Here is a 21,038-nt window from a genome sequence, read left to right as displayed (position 1 = left end):
AATGTGATTTTTTAAATCTTTGAATTGTTGTGGTTTTTTAGATACACTATTGTATATATCTGGTAATCAAGTTTTTAATTTTTACATTTTTTATTATATTTAATTTTGTGATTGCGAAATTATTACTAAATTTGACTCGACTATTGTTATTTAGAATAATTAAAAACAAAGATAAAAATTATTATTTAACATCAAATTTTTTTTAATGAATTCTACAGAAATTTTAGATAAAGACTGTTTAACAGCAGTAAAACTGCTTCCTACAGTTATAGAAGTCACCCCGCAGGAAAGAAGAATGATAAAAGATGCGGCTCTGCATCTTCAGAAAAAGTATGACACTTATGAAAACCGGGATTTTATAAAACATGTTCACCAACTGGCATCCTACTTTTTGCCAGAAAGGATTTTAAATATAGCAGCTGATTTTGCCAGTGATTTTTCTGAAAATCAGTATGGAGCGCTGATTTTTACAGGATTGATGGATATAGACCAGGAGGAAATAGGTTCTACCCCACCGAACTGGCAATCGGCAGATTATTCAAAGTTTAATTTATATGGTTTTGCGTGCGCGCTTATTCATGGAGCACTTCCCTCAAAGCCTGTACAATATTATTCACAGCGTAAAGGCGGAGGATTGATCCACGCTATTATCCCTGATGAAAAAATGAAGGAAACACAGACCGGATCAGGATCTTCAACAGATTTGTATGTACATACCGAAGATGCTTTTCTGAAACATCAGGCTGACTTTTTAAGCTTTATGTATGTTCGAAATGAAGAGCAGGTACCTTCAACTCTTTATTCTATCCGTTCTCACGAATCGATTGGTGAAAATTATAAACCTCTTTTTGAGCCTATTTATAAAATCCCGAAGGACGCCAATCTTGAAACGGGAGAAAATGAAGAAGAAACCCTGGATTCTGTATTGTATGGCAATACCAATCTTCCTTTTATGCGATTTGATGCGGCGGAACAGCTTTTCAATTCCAGTATCAGACAGTCAGAAGAAGCGCAGCATACCCTGCATGAGTTCTGGGAAGAAGCCAGACATTTGATTTATTCAGGATTTACGCCTCAGGCTGGAGATGTTATTCTGGTTAATAATCATTTATGTGCTCACGGAAGATCGGCTTTCCGTGCGGGAGTAAGAAATATTGACGGTGTAGAACAGTCGTGTGAACGAAGAATCATGCTCCGGATGATGAGTAAAGTGAGCCTTATTGATATGAGAGCACATACCCTTACGGAAGATCCGTTTTTTGTCATAGAGGAACATCTGGGTAAAAACTTTCAACACTTTTAGGATGCTGATTAGTTAGCATTTTTTGAACATTCAATCAATCAAAATCCTTTTTGGGCATCGCTCAAAAAGGATTTTTGTTTAATTTTCACTTGATTGATCCTTGTCAAGGTTTTAAACCTTGATAAGGATCAAAGGTGGTAAGTTCTGGCTAAAACCAGTATTACATAAACAATAAAAGTAAGCGGGCTTTAGCCCGCTTCTATCGATATAAAACTAATCAATATTAATAGGAACGGACTTTAACCCGGGTGATGATCACTGTTTTGATCTCTTTATTTATTTTTCGTGAAAATTTCCTGATGAATAAATTTTTATGCTGATAGCTGAATAAATACAGTAAGAACACATACAATGTTAATAAGCTTTTTCATGCTGAAAAATGTCACTGGGTTCATTTTTTATGATGGCAGCTGTAGAAGCAACAAAGCTGTTTTCTTCAAAGAAGATTTTGTAAATGTTATTTCCCTGTTCATCTGTCTAGTCCAGTATTTTTTTTCATCATAAGATCAGTCTGCTCTTCTTCCCCCAACCTGAAAATATGCTTGTTAAATTCAACAAATCCGTTTTTACTGTAGAAATTGATAGCCCGAAGGTTTTTTTCCCACACTCCAAGCCAAAGGTATGATTTACCAAGCTGCTGAGCCGTTTCTAAAGCCTTGTTATAAAGAAGCTGCCCCACTTTTTTCCCATGATGACTTTTCTTTACGTAGATCCTTTCAATTTCCAGGCTGGTCTCGTCCTGAAGCTCTGTCTGTGCATTACCTGTATTTACCTTCAGATAGCCTACCGGATTGTCTTCCTCCCAGGCAATATAGAAAAGAGAATCAGGATTACTAAGTTCCGATTTTATCTTCTCCGTATTAAAGCTTTCTTCCAGATACTTTTTCATAGCTTCTTCAGTATTATCTTCTGCAAACGTTTCAGAGAAAGTCTGTATTCCTAAATTCTGTATAATTTCTACGTCTTCTGTGGAGACTTTATTAATGATAATTGAACTCATGGTGATAAGAATAAATGTTATGAAAAAAGAATTTTCTTAAATGCTTCAGAAGCCAGATGTACCTGTACGCTCCAGTCGTCTGCGGCATCGCTTCCTGCATCGTCAGAAATGTATTTCAGGCATAAAAACGGAATATTTTCCTTTTGGGCAATCAATGCCAGTGGATAGGCTTCCATGTCTACAATATTATAATCTGTTTCGGAATGGTTCATTTCAAAACTGTCGCCGCTACCGCAGATTCCTTCTTTTAGGGTATCCATTTTAAGACCGTATTCCAGTACAGGTGGCACTCCGGATAACGGAGTTTCATACAGTTTAAATCCAAGCCCTCTTACATCCATATCTCTCTGGATGAACTTTGTACAGCACACTACTTCCCCTTTCTGAAAACCTTTGCTTCCTGCAGAGCCTAAGTTGACAATCAGTTTAGGTTTTCTGGCATGAATTTCTTTGGTTAGTTCTATAGCAGCATTCACTTTTCCGATGCCTGTAATTAATTTGTTTTTATCATCAAATACAGTTCCTGCTTCGGAATCTAATGCGAAAACAAAAAGAGTATCATCAATTGAGTAATGGGTGTTGTTGTTAATTTTTATCATTGAAAAATTAGGTTTATACAATTGCTGTAAGTACTGTTACAAAGATACATCAGGTTTTTCTCTTTTTACAGCATTAAGAATGATGAATATTAAATAACATGCAATAAATAAAAACAATGGAATTTTGAATGCAAGATAATTAAACTTTTCTGTAGAAATCTGTATGATCCTGCTTATAATAGGTGAAAGCATCAACATAAAACTTAATATAGTTATTGATACTTTATTTTTCCATCGTGTAACATTAAGTATAATACCCAAAAGTCCTAATACAGCAAAAATCTGCTCTATATTCCAGAAATCAAAAGCAGTAAATAGAAGCCAGAAAATAAATGGTAATCCTATCATTTGTCCCATTAAAATAATGAACATGTAAAAAATAATTGAAGTATATCTAAAAATGTTAATGTTCATTTTCTTAAATCTTAAAGGATTTTATTGAAGTTTTTCAAATATATAAATACTCTATTATATACTCTATTAAAAACCCCAAAACAAATATTTGTTTTGGGGTTCTCATATCTTAAATGCTGCATCCATCAGCATCACATGCTGCTCCACTGCCACCGGAAAGATCCTTAAACGGACTCATTGTTTCTTTATAGGTCTGCTGAAGTGCATTTTCAAATACTTCTGCAGGCTGAGCTCCGGAAACGGCATATTTACCATTCAGAACAAAGAAAGGAACTCCGGAAATCCCATTGTTTCTTGCTTCCTGAATATCCTGATTAACTTCATAAGCGAGCTGATCTGTTGTAACGGCTTCTCTGGCTTCATCTTTATCAATTCCAAGACTTTCTGCAAGAGCAATTAAAACTTCAGTATCTCCTACGTTTTTACCGTCAATAAAGTGAGCGATAAATAATGCCTCTTCCATTTCATTGGATTTGTTATGCTTCTTAGCTAAATGAAGCAATTTGTGAGCGCTGAAAGTGTTTGTAATCAAAGCTTTACCGAAATTGAAATCAATTCCGGCTCCTTTTCCCATTTGGGTAACCTGCCCCAGCAGTTGAGCAGCCTGAGCTTCAGCAACTCCTTTTTTCTCCCTGAAATATTGAATGGTATCCTGAGTTTTATTGGGATCTAAAGTTGGATCCAGCTGAAAACTCTTCCATTCCACTTCTACTTCATCTTTAAAAGGAAGCTTATTCAAAGCCTGTTCAAAATTATTTTTCCCGATATAGCAAAACGGACACATTACGTCCGACCAGATTTCTATTTTCATTGTATTTAATTTTAAATCAAATTAATAGTACAAATTTACTACAATTTATTTAATGTAACAAAAATTATTACATTTAGTTTTGAATATAAAAAAGCAAATATCAGCATTCTAAAACATACATTAAGATAAACAATTACTTCTCTATGGCAGCTTTATTTACTTTTCTTGAAAATAAAATATGCGCAATCAGACCCAATACTCCAAATGTGGTACCTACGAAGCATACACCACCCCATTGTGCCTTTTGCCATGCAATAGAAGCCAGCCAGGTTCCCAGTGATCCACCAATAAAGTAAGATACCATATAAACTGTATTCAGTCTGTTTACGGCATTTGATTTAAGTAAAAAATAATTGGTCTGGTTCATAATATGACTGGATTGCACTCCCAGATCAACAAGAATTACTCCGACAATAAGTCCCCAGTAGGTTTCTCCTGCAAAGTAGGTAAATCCCCAGCTTCCAATGACAATCAGCAGCGAATACAGTATAATCCTGTTAATATCAAGATATTTTTGCAGTTTTCCCACTTTTGCAGCGGCCAAAGCTCCTACTGCTCCAGCTAATCCAAAACTTCCCACTACAGAAGATCCTGCATTGAAAGGTGGTTTCTCCATGTGAAAAACCAATGTTGTAAATAAGGCACACATAGACCCGAAAGCCATAGCTCCCCGGAAAGATGCCAGCTGAAGAACCGGCTGGGTTTTCGCAAGATGGGCAACAGAGCGCATCAGTTCTTTATAAGTCCCTTTAAAGTTCGGAGATAACTCAGGCAGCATTTTATATACAGCCAGCCAAACCAGGATCATTAATCCTGCCGCGATACCAAACATCGCTCTCCAGCCCCATACTTCGCCAACAATTCCTCCGACAAAACGGGATAAAAGAATACCTAGTAAAAGTCCTGACATTACCAATCCGATATTGCCCGATTTCTCTTTATCTGAGGAAAGTTCTGCTGCAATAGGTACAAAAAGCTGTGGTATAACAGATGTTGCTCCGATCAGTAAACTGGCTGCATACAGCATCCATAATTGAGTAGCAAAAGTCATCCATAACAATGATCCGAAAACAAGAAACAGATCAATTAAAATTAATTTTTTGCGAAAAAACTTATCTCCCAACGGAACAATCAATAAGAGGCCTAATGCATAACCGATCTGGGTAAGTACAGAAATTTTGCTCGCTGCACTCTCAGAGACCTGAAGTTCTTCTGAAATAAGTGCCAGTAACGGCTGATTATAATAATTGTTGGCAACTACGAGTCCGGAAATAATGGCCATAAGCCAGATAACCGTCCGGGAAATACCATGGGTAGAGCTCTCCTGCATTATGTATAAAGTTTTGTTTGAATTGAATATTATCTGACAGCTGATATTGCCAGATTTTTAAGAGATCAAAGATAATCATAAAAAAAAGAAATTACATCGTTCCCGGCTTTACGTTTATGAATGTGGCCGGATGCTTAGATAAGTAGAACGATTTCAATATACTTCCTGAATAATTGTTTTTATTGATGATGTATATCGATGAAAAACCTTTTACATATTGGAAATATTAAAGAAATTTGCAGCATGAAAATCATTCCACTTAAAGAAGGTAATTTTTCGGCAAGCAAAACCAAGGATTTTACACTTTTAACAGAAGAAAATTTTGATAAGGTCGGGGGAATCAAGATGTCTGTACAACCGTTTCTCATCATTACTGAAAATGACTATATCCTTCTGGATGCAGGAATCGGATGGAAAAATGAGTCCGGAACAACGGTCATATCTGAAATTCTGGAAAGGGAAAATATTCATCCCGGCCAGATCACGAAATTATTGTTTTCCCATCTTCATAAAGATCATATTCAAGGAGCAGTAACACTCACCGATAGTGGTTTTGAAGCAGCTTTCCCCAATGCACGGATTTACATTCAGAAACGTGAGCTGGATTTTGCAATGGAACAGAAAGGTAATCCTTCTTTTGATTTTGACATGCTGGAAAAATTGATTCAGCTCCCGAATATTATCTGGATGAATGAAGATCAGGGACAGATTACAAATGAGATTTCATATGAAGTGGCTGGAGGACATACTCCATTTATGCAGGTCTTTTGGATCAGTGAAAATGAGGAAACAGTTTTCTACGGTGCCGATGATCTGCCGCAGGCTTCTTATTTACAATATCATTTGGCCTATAAGAGTGATTTTGATGGTAGAAAAGCAATGGAATTACGACTTAAATGGGAAAAAGAAGCCAGGGAAAACCGATGGAAAATTCTTTTGTATCATGATCTGGATAATGCCATTGCAGAAGTTTAAAAAAAATGGTTTAAATTTCATTAAACCATTTGTAGATATCAAATTCCGAAGGGATATTGAGCTTTTTCCGGATCCTGTTTTTCCTGTTTTGTATGGCTTTTGGCGTTACGAAAATACAGGTTGCAATTTCCTTAGTGGTCATATTGAGCTTAAGGTAAATACAAAATATTAATTCAGAGTTTTTTAGGCCTGGCTGTATAGCAGATAATTTTTCGAAAAAATCCGGATAGACCAATCTGAACTTATTCAGCAAACGAGGAGAATTTGCTTTGGCTAATGCCATGATTTCGTCTTGTACAAGAATCTTCTGATTCAAATCCTCTAAGTTGGATTCAGGTTTTTTGTTTTTCATAATACGTTCTCATCTCACTAAATTTCTGATGTGGCATTCGTTGTACATCAGTTCACAATCTTTTCTCTTATCAATGATACTTGATATTGATATTTAATATACTAAAACAATTTTCACATTTAAACTAAGCCTCTTTCTTAAATCTTTACCTATAGTTTGTATACTAATTGAATGATAATACCAAGACCTGTGAATTTTACTTTGTTTTTATACAGGGCAAAGAAAGAAAAAATGATTAAAATTTTGTTAAAACAGTGTACCACATACATACCACGTTATATTTTAACTACAAATATCATAAGTGCTTTCCTCAGGCCATTTCAAATAATTTCACTTGTGTTTTTTACAAAGGATAAATGTACCGGATTCTTTTCTTAACTTTTTATGATCCTGATCAATAGTTTTCAGGAATATTAATGTAATATTAAAGTAAGTTAAATTCGAATATATTCTTTTAAGTTAATGTCTAAGACTGAGCTTTCACGTGATTAAACTATGAAAACAGTTTGTTCGTGTTTTTTGGGCTGTTATCCGTGAGCTTACACTTAGAACCCTCTGAACTTTGCTGGCTACAGGAAGACTGGATGTGAAGATGGAGAACAGAATATTTAACCAGCAATAATAATTACCGGTTAAGCTGCTTCTGAAATTCTTCCAGATATTTTGCAATGTGAATTCCATCTGCTAATCCATGGTGTGCTTCAATAGAAACCGGAAGATATTTTCTTCCGTCCCGGATGTTAAATCTTCCAAAAGCAACTTTAGGAACTGATTCCTTTGTATTAAAATCTGTAGGCTGCAATATAGCACTGAAGGAATTCCACGGAATGGTAGTATGCCTTACATGATCTTTCCCAAGCCTTTCATTACTTAATCTAAGGCCGGAAGTCTCATGTACTCCTTTTATTTCCTTCTGCAAAGCAGCATTAAATGTTTCAAAATCCTCAGAATAGTGGGTGAAAGAAAACCCGAAAGTACCATCTGGTCTTCCGATTGTACTGCCGGCATGAACGGTATCAAATTGTACAACCTGTTCATCAATGATTCTCAGCTTTAACTCGTCAACTGTATTGATTGCCACCATAGACTTGTGAAAATAGTAGGCGAAAAATGAATATCCTTTTTCTTTGGCGGTATCATACGCTTTTGTACAGTCTACCTCAGTTGTAAATCCAAAATAAGGACTTGCCATATTAGAGAAAAATTCAAAATGCTCTTTTCTGTTCCAGTTGTCTATATCTACGATCTTCATTACTTCTTATTTACAGCAAATTTCTGAAAGTTTCTCCGGTTTAAAAAATTTATGACTGAAAATGTAATTAAAACTTAACTTTATAAGATCGTGATTTGGTAGGCATTTTGCAGCAAAATAAACATATTTACAAACTTACTTATTTGTCATAGAACTCCTTTTTTCAGGAGATTGACTTTAATCTAATTATTAATAAAATATTAAAATATGGCAATGGAAAAAATCGGATTCATCGGATTAGGAAATATGGGACATCCTATGGCCAAAAACCTTGAGAAAGCAGGCTTTCAGTTATCCGTTTACAACAGATCTTTTGAAAAAACCAGAGATTTTGAGGAAAAATCGTCAGTCTGCACTCAAATTAAAGACCTTGTACAAAACAGTGATATTATATTCACAATGCTTACCAACGACAATGCCATAAAAGCAGTTTATGAGGAAATCATCCCTTTAAATATTCAGGGAAAGCTCTTCGTGGATATGAGTACGATTTCTCCCGAAACCTCTACAGAAACTGCAGCAGCTCTGAAAATAAAGGAAGCTTCTTTTATTGATGCTCCTGTAGCAGGAAGCACTACGCCTGCAAAGGAAGGAACACTCATTATTATGGCAGGAGGTGAAGAAAAGGACATCCAGCGTGCTATGCCTTATCTTTTGAAAATGGGAAAATCCATAAAATATCTCGGTGAAAACGGAAAAGGACTCGCGGGAAAACTATCGGTTAATTATTTTCTGTCTGCCATTTATCAGGGACTCGCGGAAACTGTGTTACTGGCCGGAAAATTAGGAATAGAACGGTCCGATATGCTTGACATAATCAATGAAAGTGCCAGTGGAAGCGGTGCAACAAAGGTAAAAACACCTCTGCTGATTGCGGACGAATATGCCCCGGCATTTGCTCTTGATCTTATGCTCAAAGATATTCTTCTGGCTAAAAATGCCGGTGCTGATTTTCCTTTATCTGAAGTATTGGTTCAAACCTATCAAAATGCACATGATAAAGGCTTTGGTCAGGATGATGTAATAGGAATCATCAATTATTTAAAAACAATAGAATAATATGGAGATCATCAATTATAAAGGAAAACATTGGTCTGCAAGAAAAGCAGATCATATTTATATCGTAAGTATTGACAACCATTCCAATATTGTAGAGGCTTTAACGGATTTTATCAGGGATCAGAAAATTCAGGCGGGAGAAGTAACAGGAATCGGGGCTGTGAGTGAAGCAACACTGCGTTTCTTTAATCCGGCTGCTAAAAAATATGTGGATAAAACCTTTAAAGAACAGATGGAAGTCACCAATATTTCCGGAAATGTCTCAGAAATAGAAGGGAAACTGACGCTTCACCTTCACATTACGTTGGGAAGAGAGGATTACACTGCTTTGGCGGGGCACCTTTTAGAAGCAAAAATTCAGGGAGCCGCAGAATTTATTTTCTATCCGCTGAATACCAGAGTGGTAAAAATTAAAAACGAAGAAACGGGAATCAATCTTTATGATTTTGAAACATAGAGCGTTGGCAGCTGTTGATTGGACAGCTGCTTTAGTTAAAGTTCAAAGCTGTTAAAAATACAAAGACACAAGATGTATCCTGTGCCTTTGTATTTAAACAAACATTGTTTATGCTATAATTTGTGCTTTTAATGATCGGGGATTAAACTTCAGTAGTGGTCATCCCGAATTTCTTTTTGAACGAAGAATAAAAATGCGATAAATTCTCAAAACCCAGATCAAGATAAATATCTGAAGGTTTTTTATCTCTGTTTTTTATTAAATAATAGGCTTCCTTCAATCTTTTTTCTTTCAGCCATTGTCTGGGTGTCATCTGAAATATTTTACTGAAATCTCTCTTAAACCCGGAAAGACTACGGCCTGTAAGCCTTGCAAAAGCATCTACTGATACATTGAACATGAAGTTCTTGTTCATGAACTCTTCAAGATCAATTTTATGAGGTTCGGAAAAATCAAAAAGAAGATTTTTAAAATCAGGATTACTCAGTAAAAGTAATTCTATAGCTTCTTTTACCTTTAAAGCAGCCAGTTTTGAAGGTATTTCCTGTGTCTTGTCAATATAGGGAATAAGAGAAGCAAAATAGCTCTTAAAAAAATCATCAGGTTCAAAAAATAACCGCTGATCGCCTGGAAAATTAGTATGCACAACTATTTTGTTTTCAGCGGCATATTGTCTCAGTGTTTCATCATCAAGCGTAATAGAAATAAATTGATATTTTTCTTTGGCAGACGGATATTTGATTGTTCTGATCAGCTGATTTTTCCTTACCAGAACTACTGTTTTTTCTTTAATTACCGTCTTCCCGTGCTCATGGAAGGCATGAGTTTCTCCTGAAATCTGAAACCCCAGAAAATGATCAGGGATAAACTCCTCATGGCCTCTGTAAGATTCAAAAGCACATGAATAAACCAGTTTGTCAAATATAATCTCAGTAGTATTTTCCATGATACAAATATCTGAAATTTAAGCTATAGCCTGCGCTCCTGCTTCTGCTATTTCCTTATCCTGTTCCGGAGTTCCTCCTGAAGAACCTATTGCACCAATAATCTTTCCAGCTGTATCTTTTAAAACAACACCGCCTGCAATGGTCAGAAGTCCCTCATTTGAATTCAGCATTCCATAGCTATGGATACCTGTTTCTGAAATAATCCCTCCCATTATATCACTGTTTACTCCAAACATTACCGCTGTTTTTGCTTTTTTAATCGCAAAATCAATCACTCCATACACACTGTCCAATCTTGCCATTGCAATAAGATGTCCTCCGTTATCTACTACAGCGATGCTTACAGGAATATTCATAGATAATGCCTTCTCTTTTGCTGCATATAAGGCTTTTTCAGCAACTTGATAATTCAGTTCCATACCATTAGCTTTTTGCGTTCCATGCATCTGCCTGAAGCTGTTTTACAAAATCTTCAGTTTCCTTTGGATGCACATTCCTGAAATTACTGTTGTCATCTAAAGCTACATTTACAATCACTTCAGCCATAGATTGAGGATCAAGCTGGTGTGCTAAAGATTCAGCAGCACCGTCAAAAGCAGATTCCGGGGTGAAATTAATTTTAGGATCATACCAATGAAAGATAGAATCTACACCCCTGTCATTAAAGCCTGTTCCGAATACCCCCGGATTGCAGGTTGCAATTTTAATATTAAACGGAGCAAGCTCAGTTCTCAATCCTTCTGCAATAGATTCCAGCGCATGTTTGGAAGAACAGTAAGCTGCTACATAAGGAACAGTCCATAAACCTCCCATTGAAGACGTGAAAACAATCTTACCACTTTTCTTTTCAACAAATTTTTTGATAAAGCCCTGAGCAAGGTTTAATGCACCAAATACGTTCACTTCAAACATAGAACGGATAATATCTACCGGCTGTTCAGCAATAGGGCCACCTTCCATAATTCCTGCGTTGCTGATTAATATGTCTATTTCATACTTTTTCAGGATATAATCAATATCTCTTTGGCTGGTTACATCCAGCTTATCCACTGTAAGATCAATTTCCTGTTCCTTAGCTTCACGGATTAAATCACTCATTTGAGGGTAGACCTGTGTTGTGGCAATTACCTTATGTCCTTTTTTAGCAAGATCAAAGGCAGCAATCTTTCCAAATCCACTTGCTGCACCTGTAATTAAAATTGTTTTACTCATTGTATTCTTTTTTAATGATGATACAAAGTTCAAAGATTTCCACAAGGAGAATGTTGTCTGAAAGTTCATTTTCATATTGCTGGAAAGTTCAGGAAAACGTTCAGAAGCGGATGTTTTTCAAATACTCTTTTACACCATAAAAAATATATTTATCGTTAGATTTACGCTTAAAACTAAAAACCAGTATCTACTTAAATAAAAAATAACCAACTGCTTTGAATAAAAACAGCTTTTTTACTTCTTCCCGGATTTTCAAGGATAAAAAATAAACAGTTTGTTGTAAATTGGTTAAGTTTTTGAAGCGTGTTCTATAAAACCAGTCACACCATTGAAATTAATCACATTTACAAAAAAAGGAATTTACTGTCCGCAGGGTAAATTTTATATTGATCCCTGGAGACCTGTAGATATGGCAGTCATCACCCATGGCCATGCTGATCATGCCCGATGGGGAATGAAAAAGTACCTTTGTCATCATTTCACAAAACCTATCCTTCATCAGAGAATCGGAGCAGATATAGAATGTCAGAGCGTAGAATACGGAGAAGCTGTTACCATTAATGGAGTAAAGCTTTCCCTTCATCCTGCCGGACATATTATCGGGTCAGCTCAGATAAGGCTTGAATATAAAGGATATGTAACTGTAATTTCGGGGGATTATAAGGTACAGAATGATGGACTGAGTACCCCTTTCGAGCTGGTAAAATGTAATGAATTTGTGACAGAAAGTACTTTTGGTCTGCCTATTTACAACTGGCTGGAAGTTGAAGATCTTGATAAAAAGCTTCAAAACTGGGTCCTTAAAAATAAAGAGAATAATAAAACATCAGTATTCATTGGATATTCTCTGGGAAAAGCCCAGCGAATCATGAAAGCTGTGGAAGGGCTGGGTAATCTATATGTACACTACTCTATCGGAAAACTGAATGAAGCCTTCGAAACTGTTGGGATTGATCTTCCAGAATACACAATTGCAGATTTCAGGGAACGTCCCAAAGAAGTACAGCATGAAATTGTCATTGTACCACCTGCCTTACTGGACAGTAATATCATCAAAAAGATTCCTGATCCTACTACTGCCATATGCTCAGGCTGGATGCAGGTGCGCGGCGCCAGAAGATGGCGGAGTGCAGACGCAGGATTTGCTATGAGTGACCATGCCGACTGGAAAGGATTATTACAGACTGTAAAAGCCACCGAAGCCGAGCTTGTACATGTTACCCACGGACAGACGGAAGTCTTTTCAAAATACCTGAATGAGATCGGAGTCCGGGCAGATGTTGTGGAAACTCTGTTTGGGGAAGACGAAGAAGAATCTGAAAAAGAAACCCTTGAAACCCCGGAATCATGAGACACTTTGCAGAACTTATCAACGCGTTGGAAACCACCAATAAGACCAATGCTAAAATAGATGCCATCATTGATTACCTGGAGCGTGCTCCCGATAAAGATAAAGTATGGTTTATTGCCTTGTTTACCGGAAAAAGACCCAAGAGAAATGTGAATACCAATTATATGAAAGAATGGGCTTTGGAGATTACGCAGCTTCCCTACTGGCTGTTTCAGGAGTCTTATTCTTCTGTAGGAGATCTTGGGGAAACCTTATCATTGATATTGCCTCCTCCACAGGAAAAAATCGAGCGTACTTTATCAGAATGGATGAATGATATTGTTAATTTAAAAAGTAAAACAGATACAGAGAAAAAAGAATTTGTACTGCAGTCATGGAATGGTTTGGATTACACAGAACGTTTGATTTTCAATAAATTAATTGGCGGAAGTTTTCGTATCGGAGTATCAGATAAAACGTTAATCAATGCATTAACCAGATTTTCCGGTCAGGAATCCAGTGCTTTGATGCATAGCCTGATGGGAAAATGGCTCCCGGATGAAGTGTCTTTCAAAGAGCTTATTGATGCAGAAAACATTAATCCTGATAACTCAAAACCTTATCCTTTCTGCCTCGCCTATCCTTTGGAAAAAGAACCTGAAGAACTGGGAAATCCTGATGAATGGCTGGTAGAATACAAATGGGACGGAATACGCGGACAGATCATACGGAGAAACGATGAAGTCTTCATCTGGTCGAGAGGTGAAGAACTTGTGACAGAACAATTTCCGGAGATCAGGGAAGTTGTACAGGAAATGAAAGGCAATTTTGTATTAGACGGAGAAATATTAGCAGTAAAAGACGGTAAGGTTTTAAATTTTAATGAATTACAAAAAAGATTAAACAGGAAAACTTTAACTAAAAAAATGCTGTCGGAAATTCCGATTGAAGTTTTTGCTTATGACCTGCTGGAACTTGAAGATAATGATCTGAGGGAGAAGCCGCTCTCTGCAAGACGAGCTTTGCTTGAAGAACTGTTATTGAATGAAAATCCTCAGAACATCAGCATCTCCAAAAGTCTGGACTTCGAAAAATGGGAAGAACTGAATACTCTCAGAGAAAATTCAAGGAAAGTAAACAGTGAAGGACTGATGTTGAAGCAGAAAAATTCTCCTTACCATTCCGGCCGGAAAAAAGGTGACTGGTGGAAGTGGAAAATCAATCCGTTTACCATTGATGCTGTGCTTATTTATGCCCAGAAAGGAAGCGGAAGACGAAGTGCTTACTATACTGATTATACTTTTGCCGTGAAAAATGGTGATGCTTTAGTAACCATAGCCAAAGCGTATTCCGGGCTTACAGATAAAGAAATCATGGAAGTAAGCCGCTTTGTGACCAAAAATGCTATTGAGAAGTTCGGTCCTGTAAGAACGGTAAAAGCAGAGCTGGTCTTCGAAATTGCTTTTGAAGGGATAGGTTTCAGCAACCGACATAAAAGCGGTGTTGCGCTCCGTTTCCCGAGAATTGTAAGATGGCGGAAAGATAAAACAGTAGATGAAATAGACACTCTAGAAGAAATAAAAAAACTGATACAATAAATTGGCTGCTTTTGAACATACCGATGGATTTAAGATCATTCAGCAATGGATGAGCGATAAAGGTATTGCTCCTTTTAAGTTCCAGACGGATACATGGCGGAAATTCGGAAATGGATATAGTGGAATGGTAGTCGCTCCTACTGGTTTCGGGAAAACTTTTTCTGTCTTTTTAGCATTGATTTCAGACTTCCTGAATCATCCTGAACAATACAAAAAAGGATTAAGAATGATCTGGATCACCCCGCTTCGCTCATTATCCAAAGATATTGCGAAGGCGATGCAGGAAGCTATTGATGAAATCGGACTGGATTGGGCTGTTGGGGTAAGAAACGGAGATACCGATCCGAAAGTGAGACAACAGCAGGTAAAAAAAATGCCGGAAATTCTTGTGGTAACTCCTGAAAGTCTTCATTTACTGCTGGCCCAAAAAAATCATGAGTCCTTTTTTAGGGATATGAAATGTGTTACGGTGGATGAATGGCATGAATTACTCGGTTCAAAACGCGGGGTCATGGTAGAACTTGCCATTTCCCAGCTCAGAAAATACGTTCCGAAGGTTAAGATCTGGGGAATTACCGCCACTATCGGGAATCTGGATGAGGCCATGGAAGTTCTTATTCCTTATGATATTAAAAAGACAAAGGTTACGGCCAAAGAACATAAGAAAATAGATATTCTGCCTGTTTTCCCGGATGAAATTGAAATTTTGCCGTGGGCAGGGCATCTGGGAAACAAGCTTGCAGATAAAGTTGTTCCTATTATTTTAGAGTCAAAATCTACTATTGTTTTTACCAATACACGAAGCCAGAGTGAAATGTGGTATCAGTTATTGCTGGATGCATACCCTGATTTTGCAGGACAGATCGCAATACATCACAGCTCTATTGATGCTCATTTAAGGATCTGGATTGAAGAAAACCTGAGCTCCGGCAAATTAAAAGCCGTAGTTTCCACTTCCTCACTTGATCTTGGAATTGATTTTAAACCTGTGGATACTGTTATTCAAATAGGTTCTGCCAAGGGTGTTGCCCGTTTCCTGCAACGTGCCGGACGCAGTGGACACTCCCCTTTTGAAACTTCTAAAATTTACTGTGTTCCTACCCATTCTCTGGAACTGATTGAAGTTTCAGCATTAAAAGAAGCAGTAAAACAGAAAGTTGTTGAGCCCAGAGAACCTCAGGTCCTGTGCTTTGATGTATTGGTTCAGTTTCTGATGACCCTCGCGGTCGGTGATGGGTTTTATCCTGACGAAGTATATGAAAGAATTAAAAAAGTCTATGCGTTTCAGGAAATATTGGATGAAGAATGGAAAAGTATCCTTGAATTTCTGACGATTGGAGGGAGTGTTTTAAAAAGTTACGAAGAATTCCATAAGGTTGTCATTATGGAAGACGGGCTTTACAAAGTGACTTCAAGAAAGATCGCTATGCTTCACAGAATGAATATGGGAGTAATCGTTAGCGATGCCATGCTGAAAGTGAAATTTATATCCGGAGGCTACGTTGGAATGATTGAAGAATATTTTATTTCAAAACTGAAAAAAGAGGAAAAGTTTATTCTGGCAGGACGAACCCTGGAAGTCGCCATGATTAAAGATATGACAGTCTATGTAAGAGCCGCTAAAGGAAGAGCTTTAGTTCCTAGTTATCTTGGCGGAAGGCTGCCGCTAAGTTCCAATCTGGGACACTTTTTAAGAGAAAAGCTTTCACATGCACTTAGTCCTAAGGCTTCTGAAAAAGAACTGAAGTTCCTGCATCCTTTACTGGCAAATCAGGAAGAGAATTCCCATATTCCAAAAGAAGATGAATTTTTGGTGGAAATGATTAAAAACCGGGAAGGCTATCATTTGTTTATGTATCCTTTTGAAGGACGCCTGGTACATGAGGTCATGGCCGCATTGATTGCCTATCGTATCTCAAAGCTGGCGCCTATTTCATTTTCAATGGCAATGAATGATTACGGATTTGAACTGTTTAGTGATAAAGAAATTCCGTTAAATGAGGAGAATCTGCAACAGATCTTAACCCGGGAAAATCTAATGAATGATGTGATCGCAAGTATCAATTCCGCAGAAATGGCCAGAAGGAAATTCAGGGATATTGCGGTGATTTCAGGAATGGTAATTCAGAACTATGCAGGTAAGCAACGTTCCAATAAATCTTTACAAAGTTCTGCCGGGCTGATCTTTAAAGTGCTGGATGATTTTGATTCGGGCCATTTCCTTATTAAACAGGCCTATACCGAAGTTTTTAATATGCAGCTTCAGGAGCAAAGGCTTGTAGAAGCTTTTAAAAGAATCGAAAAATCAGAAGTTATTTTAAAATACTCCCGTTCCTTTACTCCCCTGAGCTTTCCTATAAAAGTGGACAGTCTCAGACAGACCCTTTCCAGTGAAGGGCTGGATGCAAGAATTAAAAGGATGCTGAATTATAAATAATAAAATTTTTCTGATGACTGACAGGTTTTACAGACCGAATCTCTTTGTTAAGTTTAATAATAGCCGTATCTTGGATTATTCTTTTAAGAGATAAAATAATGGCAAAATTATTTCTGGTCCGTCATGGACAGTCACTCTGGAATCTGGAAAACAGATTTACAGGCTGGCATGATATCGATATCACCGAACTGGGTATAGAAGAAGCAAAAAGAGCAGGGATGATCTTAAAGGATGAAAAAATAGATATTGCTTTTACTTCCGCCCTCATCAGGGCTCAGCATACCCTTACGGTTATTCTTAGTGAAATAGGAAAGCCCGATATTCCGGTAATTATAGACAAGGCACTGAATGAACGCTCTTATGGAAGTCTGGAAGGGTTGAATAAGGCTGAAACAGCTCAGAAGTACGGAGATGAACAGGTTCATATCTGGCGAAGATCTTATGATGTAATTCCACCCGGAGGTGAAAGCCTTAAGGATACATATAACAGGGTAATCCCCTATTTTGAAAATAAAGTAGCACCTCTTCTGAAAAAGGGAGAAAATATTTTGATCGTAACTCATGGTAACAGTCTCCGTTCACTCATCATGTATCTGGAACATCTGTCTCCTGAGGAAATATTGGAAAGAGAAATTGCCACAGGTGTTCCCATTACTTATATTTTTGATGAAAGCTTTCATGCAAGCCGGAAAGTTGGCTGATCCGGTTAATAAAGCTTATCTTTGGACATTAAATTTTCAATCCATACAGCGTGTTTATAGCCACCAAAAGCATTTCTATTCAGGACGAAATTTTTATTCTTACCAATCAGCGTGCAGCATTCTGGGAAAAAGAAAAAGCGCTTGTTCTTTCAGATCTTCATATCGGAAAAACGGCTCATTTCCGCAAAAATGGTATTGCACTGGCTAATCATATTATGAAAAGTGACCTGCAAAGATTATCTGCGCTGATTGAATTTTTTCACCCTGAAAAATTTGTTGTGGTTGGGGATTTACTTCATGCAGGAGACAATTCTGATGTGGATGAATTCTGCACATGGAAATCCCGGTATCCTGATATGCAATTTTATCTTATTGAAGGAAATCATGACCGGATATCAAAAGCTCTGGAAGAAAAATTATGTTTTAATTATAAGTCAGAGTCACTCGAAATAGCAGGTATTACTTTTATCCATGATTTTGATAAAACAAGGTCAGGATTCCAGATTACCGGGCACATTCATCCCGGAATTGTACTGAATTCTTCGGTAAGGAATATCAGACTGCCCTGCTTTGCTCTCAGCAGCAACCAATTATTATTACCGGCTTTTAGTGAATTCACCGGACTGGATACGAAAAACCTGCCAGAGAAAAGTACTTTTTTTGTCTTCACAGATGCAGAGATATATGAAGTCTGATTTTCTACTTATCTCTGACAATATATCCGTGTCAAGGTTTAAAACTTGACACAGATGATACATCAGATAGTAAAATCTTAACCTTTCTTACTCAAACGGATACTGTACAGTGTGATCAGTACGGTAATCACCAGAAATAATGCTCCGATCCAGGGAGTACTCGCTAATCCTAAAGATGACGTCACGATAATCCCTCCTGCATATGATCCGATAGCAATACCAATATTAAAGGCGGCAATATTAATCCCAGAAGCGACATCCTCGGTTCCCGGAAGTTCTTTTTCTGCAATCTGTACTACCAACAGCTGCAATCCGGGAACAGAAGCAAATGATAATGCTCCCAGAAAGAAAAGCGTAATGATACTTAAAACAGGACTGCTTACCGTAAAGTAAAATGCAAATAATACCAATTCCTGAGCGGCAAACATCCATAGAAGTGCCTTAAGAGGATTTTTATTAGCCATTTTTCCACCCAGAAGATTTCCCAAAGCAATAGCAATTCCGTAGATCAGCAGGATAAAAGTAACTGTTGATTCCTGAAAACCTGTGATTTTCTGTAAAATAGGTGACAGATAGGTGAAAACTACAAATGTTCCTCCATATCCCATCGCTGTCATTAAAAAGGCAAAAATCAAACGTCTGTTCCCCAGTACTTTAAACTGACTTTTTAAAGAAGCTGATTCCCCGTTTTTCAGATTGTTGGGAACCAGCATTAAACTGGCCGCTAATCCAATGATTCCCAGGATTGAAACTCCTATAAAAGTTGCTCTCCATCCGAAATGCTGACCTATGAATGTTCCCAGCGGAACTCCGGTTACAATCGCCAGGGTAAGCCCCGCAAACATAATGGAAATCGCAGTAGCCCTCTTTTCTTCCGGTACCAGAGAAGCCGCAATGGTAGAACCTATGGAAAAATATACCCCATGTGCAAATCCCGTAAGTATTCTTGCCAGAACCAAAGTTATAAAACCGGGCGCTACAGAAGCCAGACCATTTCCGATTACAAATAACAACATGATAGATACCAGTAGCATCTTGCGGGGAACTTTTCCTGTTAAAGCCGTTAATACCGGAGCTCCGATAGCTACTCCAATTGCATAAAGACTTACCAGAAGCCCTGCTGAAGGAATGGTGATTCCAAGATCGGAAGCTACTGTTGGGAGCAGGCCTACAATTACAAATTCTGTAGTTCCTATTCCGAATGCACTTATTGTTAGTGCCCAAAGTGCTGCAGGAAGTCCTTTCTTAGCAGTTTGTGATGCACTTTTAATCTGTATTTCTTTCTGATAATTCATTACATTATAATTTATTGATCTTGACTATGCAAATTTCCGTTGAAAATATGTATTATAAAAATTATTTAAATTGTAGTTATTTATCAGAATAATAATAGTTTTCTTTCTGTTTAAAAATTTGTTCCTTTGCAGTAAGAGGAAAATACATTCATGAAAAAATCAGAAGCAACACGTCTTACTATTCTTCAGAAAGCCTTTGAACTCATTTACGTAAAAGGTTACCAGACTACCAGCATTGATGATATCATTGCTACAACCCAGGTGACTAAAGGAGCTTTTTATTATCACTTCAAAACGAAAGATGAAATGGGGGTTGCTATTATTAATGAATTGCTTGCTCCCAATTTCAAAAAAACATTTATAGAACCTCTTCAAAAAAATGGAAATCCTTTGGAGGGTATTTACACACTGATGTATGAAGTGCTGATGAATAATGACTTTTTAAAAGTAGAATACGGTTGTCCGGCTTCCAATCTTACACAGGAAATGGCTCCTTGGAATAAGGATTTTACCAAAGCACTTAATGAACTGTCGGTGCAATGGGAGGCTGCCATAGTAGAAAGCATAAATAAAGGCAAAGACACAGGTCTTATTAAAAAAGCCATACAAGCAGAAGAAATTGCTGTTTTTGTAATGTCCGGATATTGGGGAGTCAGAAATCTTGGCAAACTTGAAAATTCCAGATCAGTATATCTTGCTTACTTAAAGGGACTTAAAACTTATTTTGAATCATTACAGTAATTTTTTTATACAAAAACATACTAATTAGTATGTTTTTGTCATACCTTTGTTGTGCTCAAAAAATAAACGATGTATCAGACTCTTACTTTTTTACATTCTCTAGTCCGTTGGCTGGTTTTAATAAGCTTGATCTATGCAATTTACCGTTCTTTCACAGGATATATTTCAAATAGAAAATTTACAGGAACAGATAATACAGTAAGGCATTGGACAGCAACTATAGCCCATTTACAATTGGTAATAGGAATGATATTCTATTTTAAGAGTCCGGTGATTCAATACTTCTGGAAGCATTTTAATGAGGCTAAAGAATCGTTTGAACATCTGTTTTTCGGACTGATTCATATTTCATTGATGGTTACGGCTATCATTATCATCACAATCGGTTCTGCTTTAGCCAAAAGAAAATCTTCAGATAAAGAAAAGTTCAGAACGATGGTTATCTGGTTTTCTATAGCATTGGTCATTATTTTCATAGCTATTCCCTGGCCTTTCTCCCCTTTTGCCAACAGACCTTATTTCAGATAAAC

At 37.2% G+C, this 21,038-nt stretch carries 22 protein-coding genes; 11 read left to right on the top strand and 11 right to left on the bottom strand.

From position 1 onward, the window contains the following. Positions 1–205 precede the first annotated feature (205 nt). Complete coding sequence (locus tag DRF59_RS13405) at positions 206–1,303, top strand: TauD/TfdA family dioxygenase (protein ID WP_115960944.1); 1,098 nt, start codon at positions 206–208, stop codon at positions 1,301–1,303. Between the two features lie 469 nt (positions 1,304–1,772). Here the strand turns inward: DRF59_RS13405 and DRF59_RS13395 are convergent, their stop codons facing one another. The 5 genes from DRF59_RS13395 to DRF59_RS13375 all read right to left on the bottom strand — a co-directional run bounded on the left by DRF59_RS13395 (position 1,773) and on the right by DRF59_RS13375 (position 5,457). Further along, complete coding sequence (locus DRF59_RS13395; RefSeq protein ID WP_115960941.1) at positions 1,773–2,303, bottom strand: GNAT family N-acetyltransferase; 531 nt, start codon at positions 2,301–2,303, stop codon at positions 1,773–1,775. Positions 2,304–2,320: 17 nt separating this feature from the next. Next, positions 2,321–2,902, bottom strand: a complete 582-nt coding sequence (locus DRF59_RS13390; RefSeq protein ID WP_115960938.1) for a 5'-methylthioadenosine/S-adenosylhomocysteine nucleosidase family protein — start codon at positions 2,900–2,902, stop codon at positions 2,321–2,323. A 36-nt stretch (positions 2,903–2,938) separates the two neighbouring features. Beyond that, on the bottom strand, positions 2,939–3,274 hold the full coding sequence (locus DRF59_RS13385) for a hypothetical protein (protein WP_241505593.1): 336 nt from the start codon (positions 3,272–3,274) through the stop codon (positions 2,939–2,941). A gap of 151 nt (positions 3,275–3,425) precedes the next feature. Next, positions 3,426–4,127 (bottom strand): DsbA family oxidoreductase, encoded by a 702-nt coding sequence (locus DRF59_RS13380; protein WP_115960935.1) that lies wholly within the window; start codon positions 4,125–4,127, stop codon positions 3,426–3,428. Between the two features lie 133 nt (positions 4,128–4,260). Then, on the bottom strand, positions 4,261–5,457 hold the full coding sequence (locus tag DRF59_RS13375; RefSeq protein WP_115960932.1) for an MFS transporter: 1,197 nt from the start codon (positions 5,455–5,457) through the stop codon (positions 4,261–4,263). Positions 5,458–5,700: 243 nt separating this feature from the next. On the opposite strand from DRF59_RS13375, the gene DRF59_RS13370 reads away from it, so the two are divergent. Then, complete coding sequence (locus DRF59_RS13370; RefSeq protein WP_115961114.1) at positions 5,701–6,432, top strand: MBL fold metallo-hydrolase; 732 nt, start codon at positions 5,701–5,703, stop codon at positions 6,430–6,432. A gap of 10 nt (positions 6,433–6,442) precedes the next feature. Here the strand turns inward: DRF59_RS13370 and DRF59_RS13365 are convergent, their stop codons facing one another. Beyond that, the gene (locus tag DRF59_RS13365; RefSeq protein WP_115960929.1) at positions 6,443–6,784 is read right to left on the bottom strand and encodes a helix-turn-helix transcriptional regulator; all 342 of its coding nucleotides are present in this window, start codon (positions 6,782–6,784) and stop codon (positions 6,443–6,445) included. Between the two features lie 625 nt (positions 6,785–7,409). After that, positions 7,410–8,036: a CatA-like O-acetyltransferase gene (locus tag DRF59_RS13360; RefSeq protein WP_115960926.1), complete on the bottom strand. Its 627-nt coding sequence runs from the start codon at positions 8,034–8,036 to the stop codon at positions 7,410–7,412. 207 nt (positions 8,037–8,243) lie between these two features. On the opposite strand from DRF59_RS13360, the gene DRF59_RS13355 reads away from it, so the two are divergent. Together DRF59_RS13355 and DRF59_RS13350 are read left to right on the top strand one after the other, a co-directional pair. Beyond that, positions 8,244–9,095: an NAD(P)-dependent oxidoreductase gene (locus tag DRF59_RS13355; RefSeq protein WP_115960923.1), complete on the top strand. Its 852-nt coding sequence runs from the start codon at positions 8,244–8,246 to the stop codon at positions 9,093–9,095. A 1-nt stretch (position 9,096) separates the two neighbouring features. Then, positions 9,097–9,552: a PPC domain-containing DNA-binding protein gene (locus DRF59_RS13350; RefSeq protein WP_167456679.1), complete on the top strand. Its 456-nt coding sequence runs from the start codon at positions 9,097–9,099 to the stop codon at positions 9,550–9,552. Between the two features lie 142 nt (positions 9,553–9,694). Here the strand turns inward: DRF59_RS13350 and DRF59_RS13345 are convergent, their stop codons facing one another. Genes DRF59_RS13345 through DRF59_RS13335 form a run of 3 tightly spaced genes read right to left on the bottom strand, consistent with a single transcriptional unit; the run spans position 9,695 to position 11,711 of the window. Next, on the bottom strand, positions 9,695–10,498 hold the full coding sequence (locus DRF59_RS13345; protein ID WP_115960920.1) for a helix-turn-helix domain-containing protein: 804 nt from the start codon (positions 10,496–10,498) through the stop codon (positions 9,695–9,697). Between the two features lie 18 nt (positions 10,499–10,516). Next, the gene (locus DRF59_RS13340; protein WP_115961109.1) at positions 10,517–10,918 is read right to left on the bottom strand and encodes a GlcG/HbpS family heme-binding protein; all 402 of its coding nucleotides are present in this window, start codon (positions 10,916–10,918) and stop codon (positions 10,517–10,519) included. A gap of 4 nt (positions 10,919–10,922) precedes the next feature. Continuing rightward, positions 10,923–11,711, bottom strand: coding sequence for an SDR family oxidoreductase (locus DRF59_RS13335; protein WP_115960917.1), 789 nt, complete (start codon positions 11,709–11,711; stop codon positions 10,923–10,925). 328 nt (positions 11,712–12,039) lie between these two features. Between DRF59_RS13335 and DRF59_RS13330 the strand changes: the two genes are divergently transcribed. The 5 genes from DRF59_RS13330 (at position 12,040) to pdeM (ending at position 18,472) form a co-directional block, all read left to right on the top strand. Continuing rightward, a complete protein-coding gene (locus DRF59_RS13330) occupies positions 12,040–13,062 on the top strand; it encodes a ligase-associated DNA damage response exonuclease (RefSeq protein ID WP_115960914.1) in 1,023 nt (340 codons plus the stop codon). After that, positions 13,059–14,639 carry an ATP-dependent DNA ligase gene (locus DRF59_RS13325; RefSeq protein WP_115960911.1) on the top strand — a complete coding sequence of 527 codons (1,581 nt, stop codon included), beginning with the start codon at positions 13,059–13,061 and terminating at the stop codon, positions 14,637–14,639. The genes DRF59_RS13330 and DRF59_RS13325 overlap by 4 nt, the downstream gene beginning before the upstream one ends. Position 14,640: 1 nt before the next feature. Beyond that, the gene (locus DRF59_RS13320) at positions 14,641–17,076 is read left to right on the top strand and encodes a ligase-associated DNA damage response DEXH box helicase (protein WP_115960908.1); all 2,436 of its coding nucleotides are present in this window, start codon (positions 14,641–14,643) and stop codon (positions 17,074–17,076) included. 98 nt (positions 17,077–17,174) lie between these two features. Continuing rightward, entirely contained in the window at positions 17,175–17,777 is a 603-nt protein-coding gene (locus DRF59_RS13315) for a 2,3-bisphosphoglycerate-dependent phosphoglycerate mutase (protein ID WP_115960905.1), read from the top strand. A gap of 50 nt (positions 17,778–17,827) precedes the next feature. After that, positions 17,828–18,472: a ligase-associated DNA damage response endonuclease PdeM gene (pdeM, locus tag DRF59_RS13310; protein ID WP_157967457.1), complete on the top strand. Its 645-nt coding sequence runs from the start codon at positions 17,828–17,830 to the stop codon at positions 18,470–18,472. Positions 18,473–18,549: 77 nt separating this feature from the next. Here the strand turns inward: pdeM and DRF59_RS13305 are convergent, their stop codons facing one another. Further along, the gene (locus DRF59_RS13305; protein WP_115960899.1) at positions 18,550–19,767 is read right to left on the bottom strand and encodes an MFS transporter; all 1,218 of its coding nucleotides are present in this window, start codon (positions 19,765–19,767) and stop codon (positions 18,550–18,552) included. Between the two features lie 150 nt (positions 19,768–19,917). Here DRF59_RS13305 and DRF59_RS13300 point away from each other — a divergent pair, with 150 nt between their 5' ends. Then, positions 19,918–20,508 (top strand): TetR/AcrR family transcriptional regulator, encoded by a 591-nt coding sequence (locus tag DRF59_RS13300; protein WP_115960896.1) that lies wholly within the window; start codon positions 19,918–19,920, stop codon positions 20,506–20,508. Between the two features lie 69 nt (positions 20,509–20,577). Beyond that, positions 20,578–21,036: a hypothetical protein gene (locus DRF59_RS13295; protein WP_115960893.1), complete on the top strand. Its 459-nt coding sequence runs from the start codon at positions 20,578–20,580 to the stop codon at positions 21,034–21,036. Positions 21,037–21,038: the final 2 nt, after the last annotated feature.

The sequence above is a fragment of the Chryseobacterium flavum genome (assembly GCF_003385595.1).
GTDB classification, from domain to species: Bacteria; Bacteroidota; Bacteroidia; order Flavobacteriales; family Weeksellaceae; genus Chryseobacterium; species Chryseobacterium flavum.
This window is presented reverse-complemented; position numbering and strand designations above follow the sequence as displayed.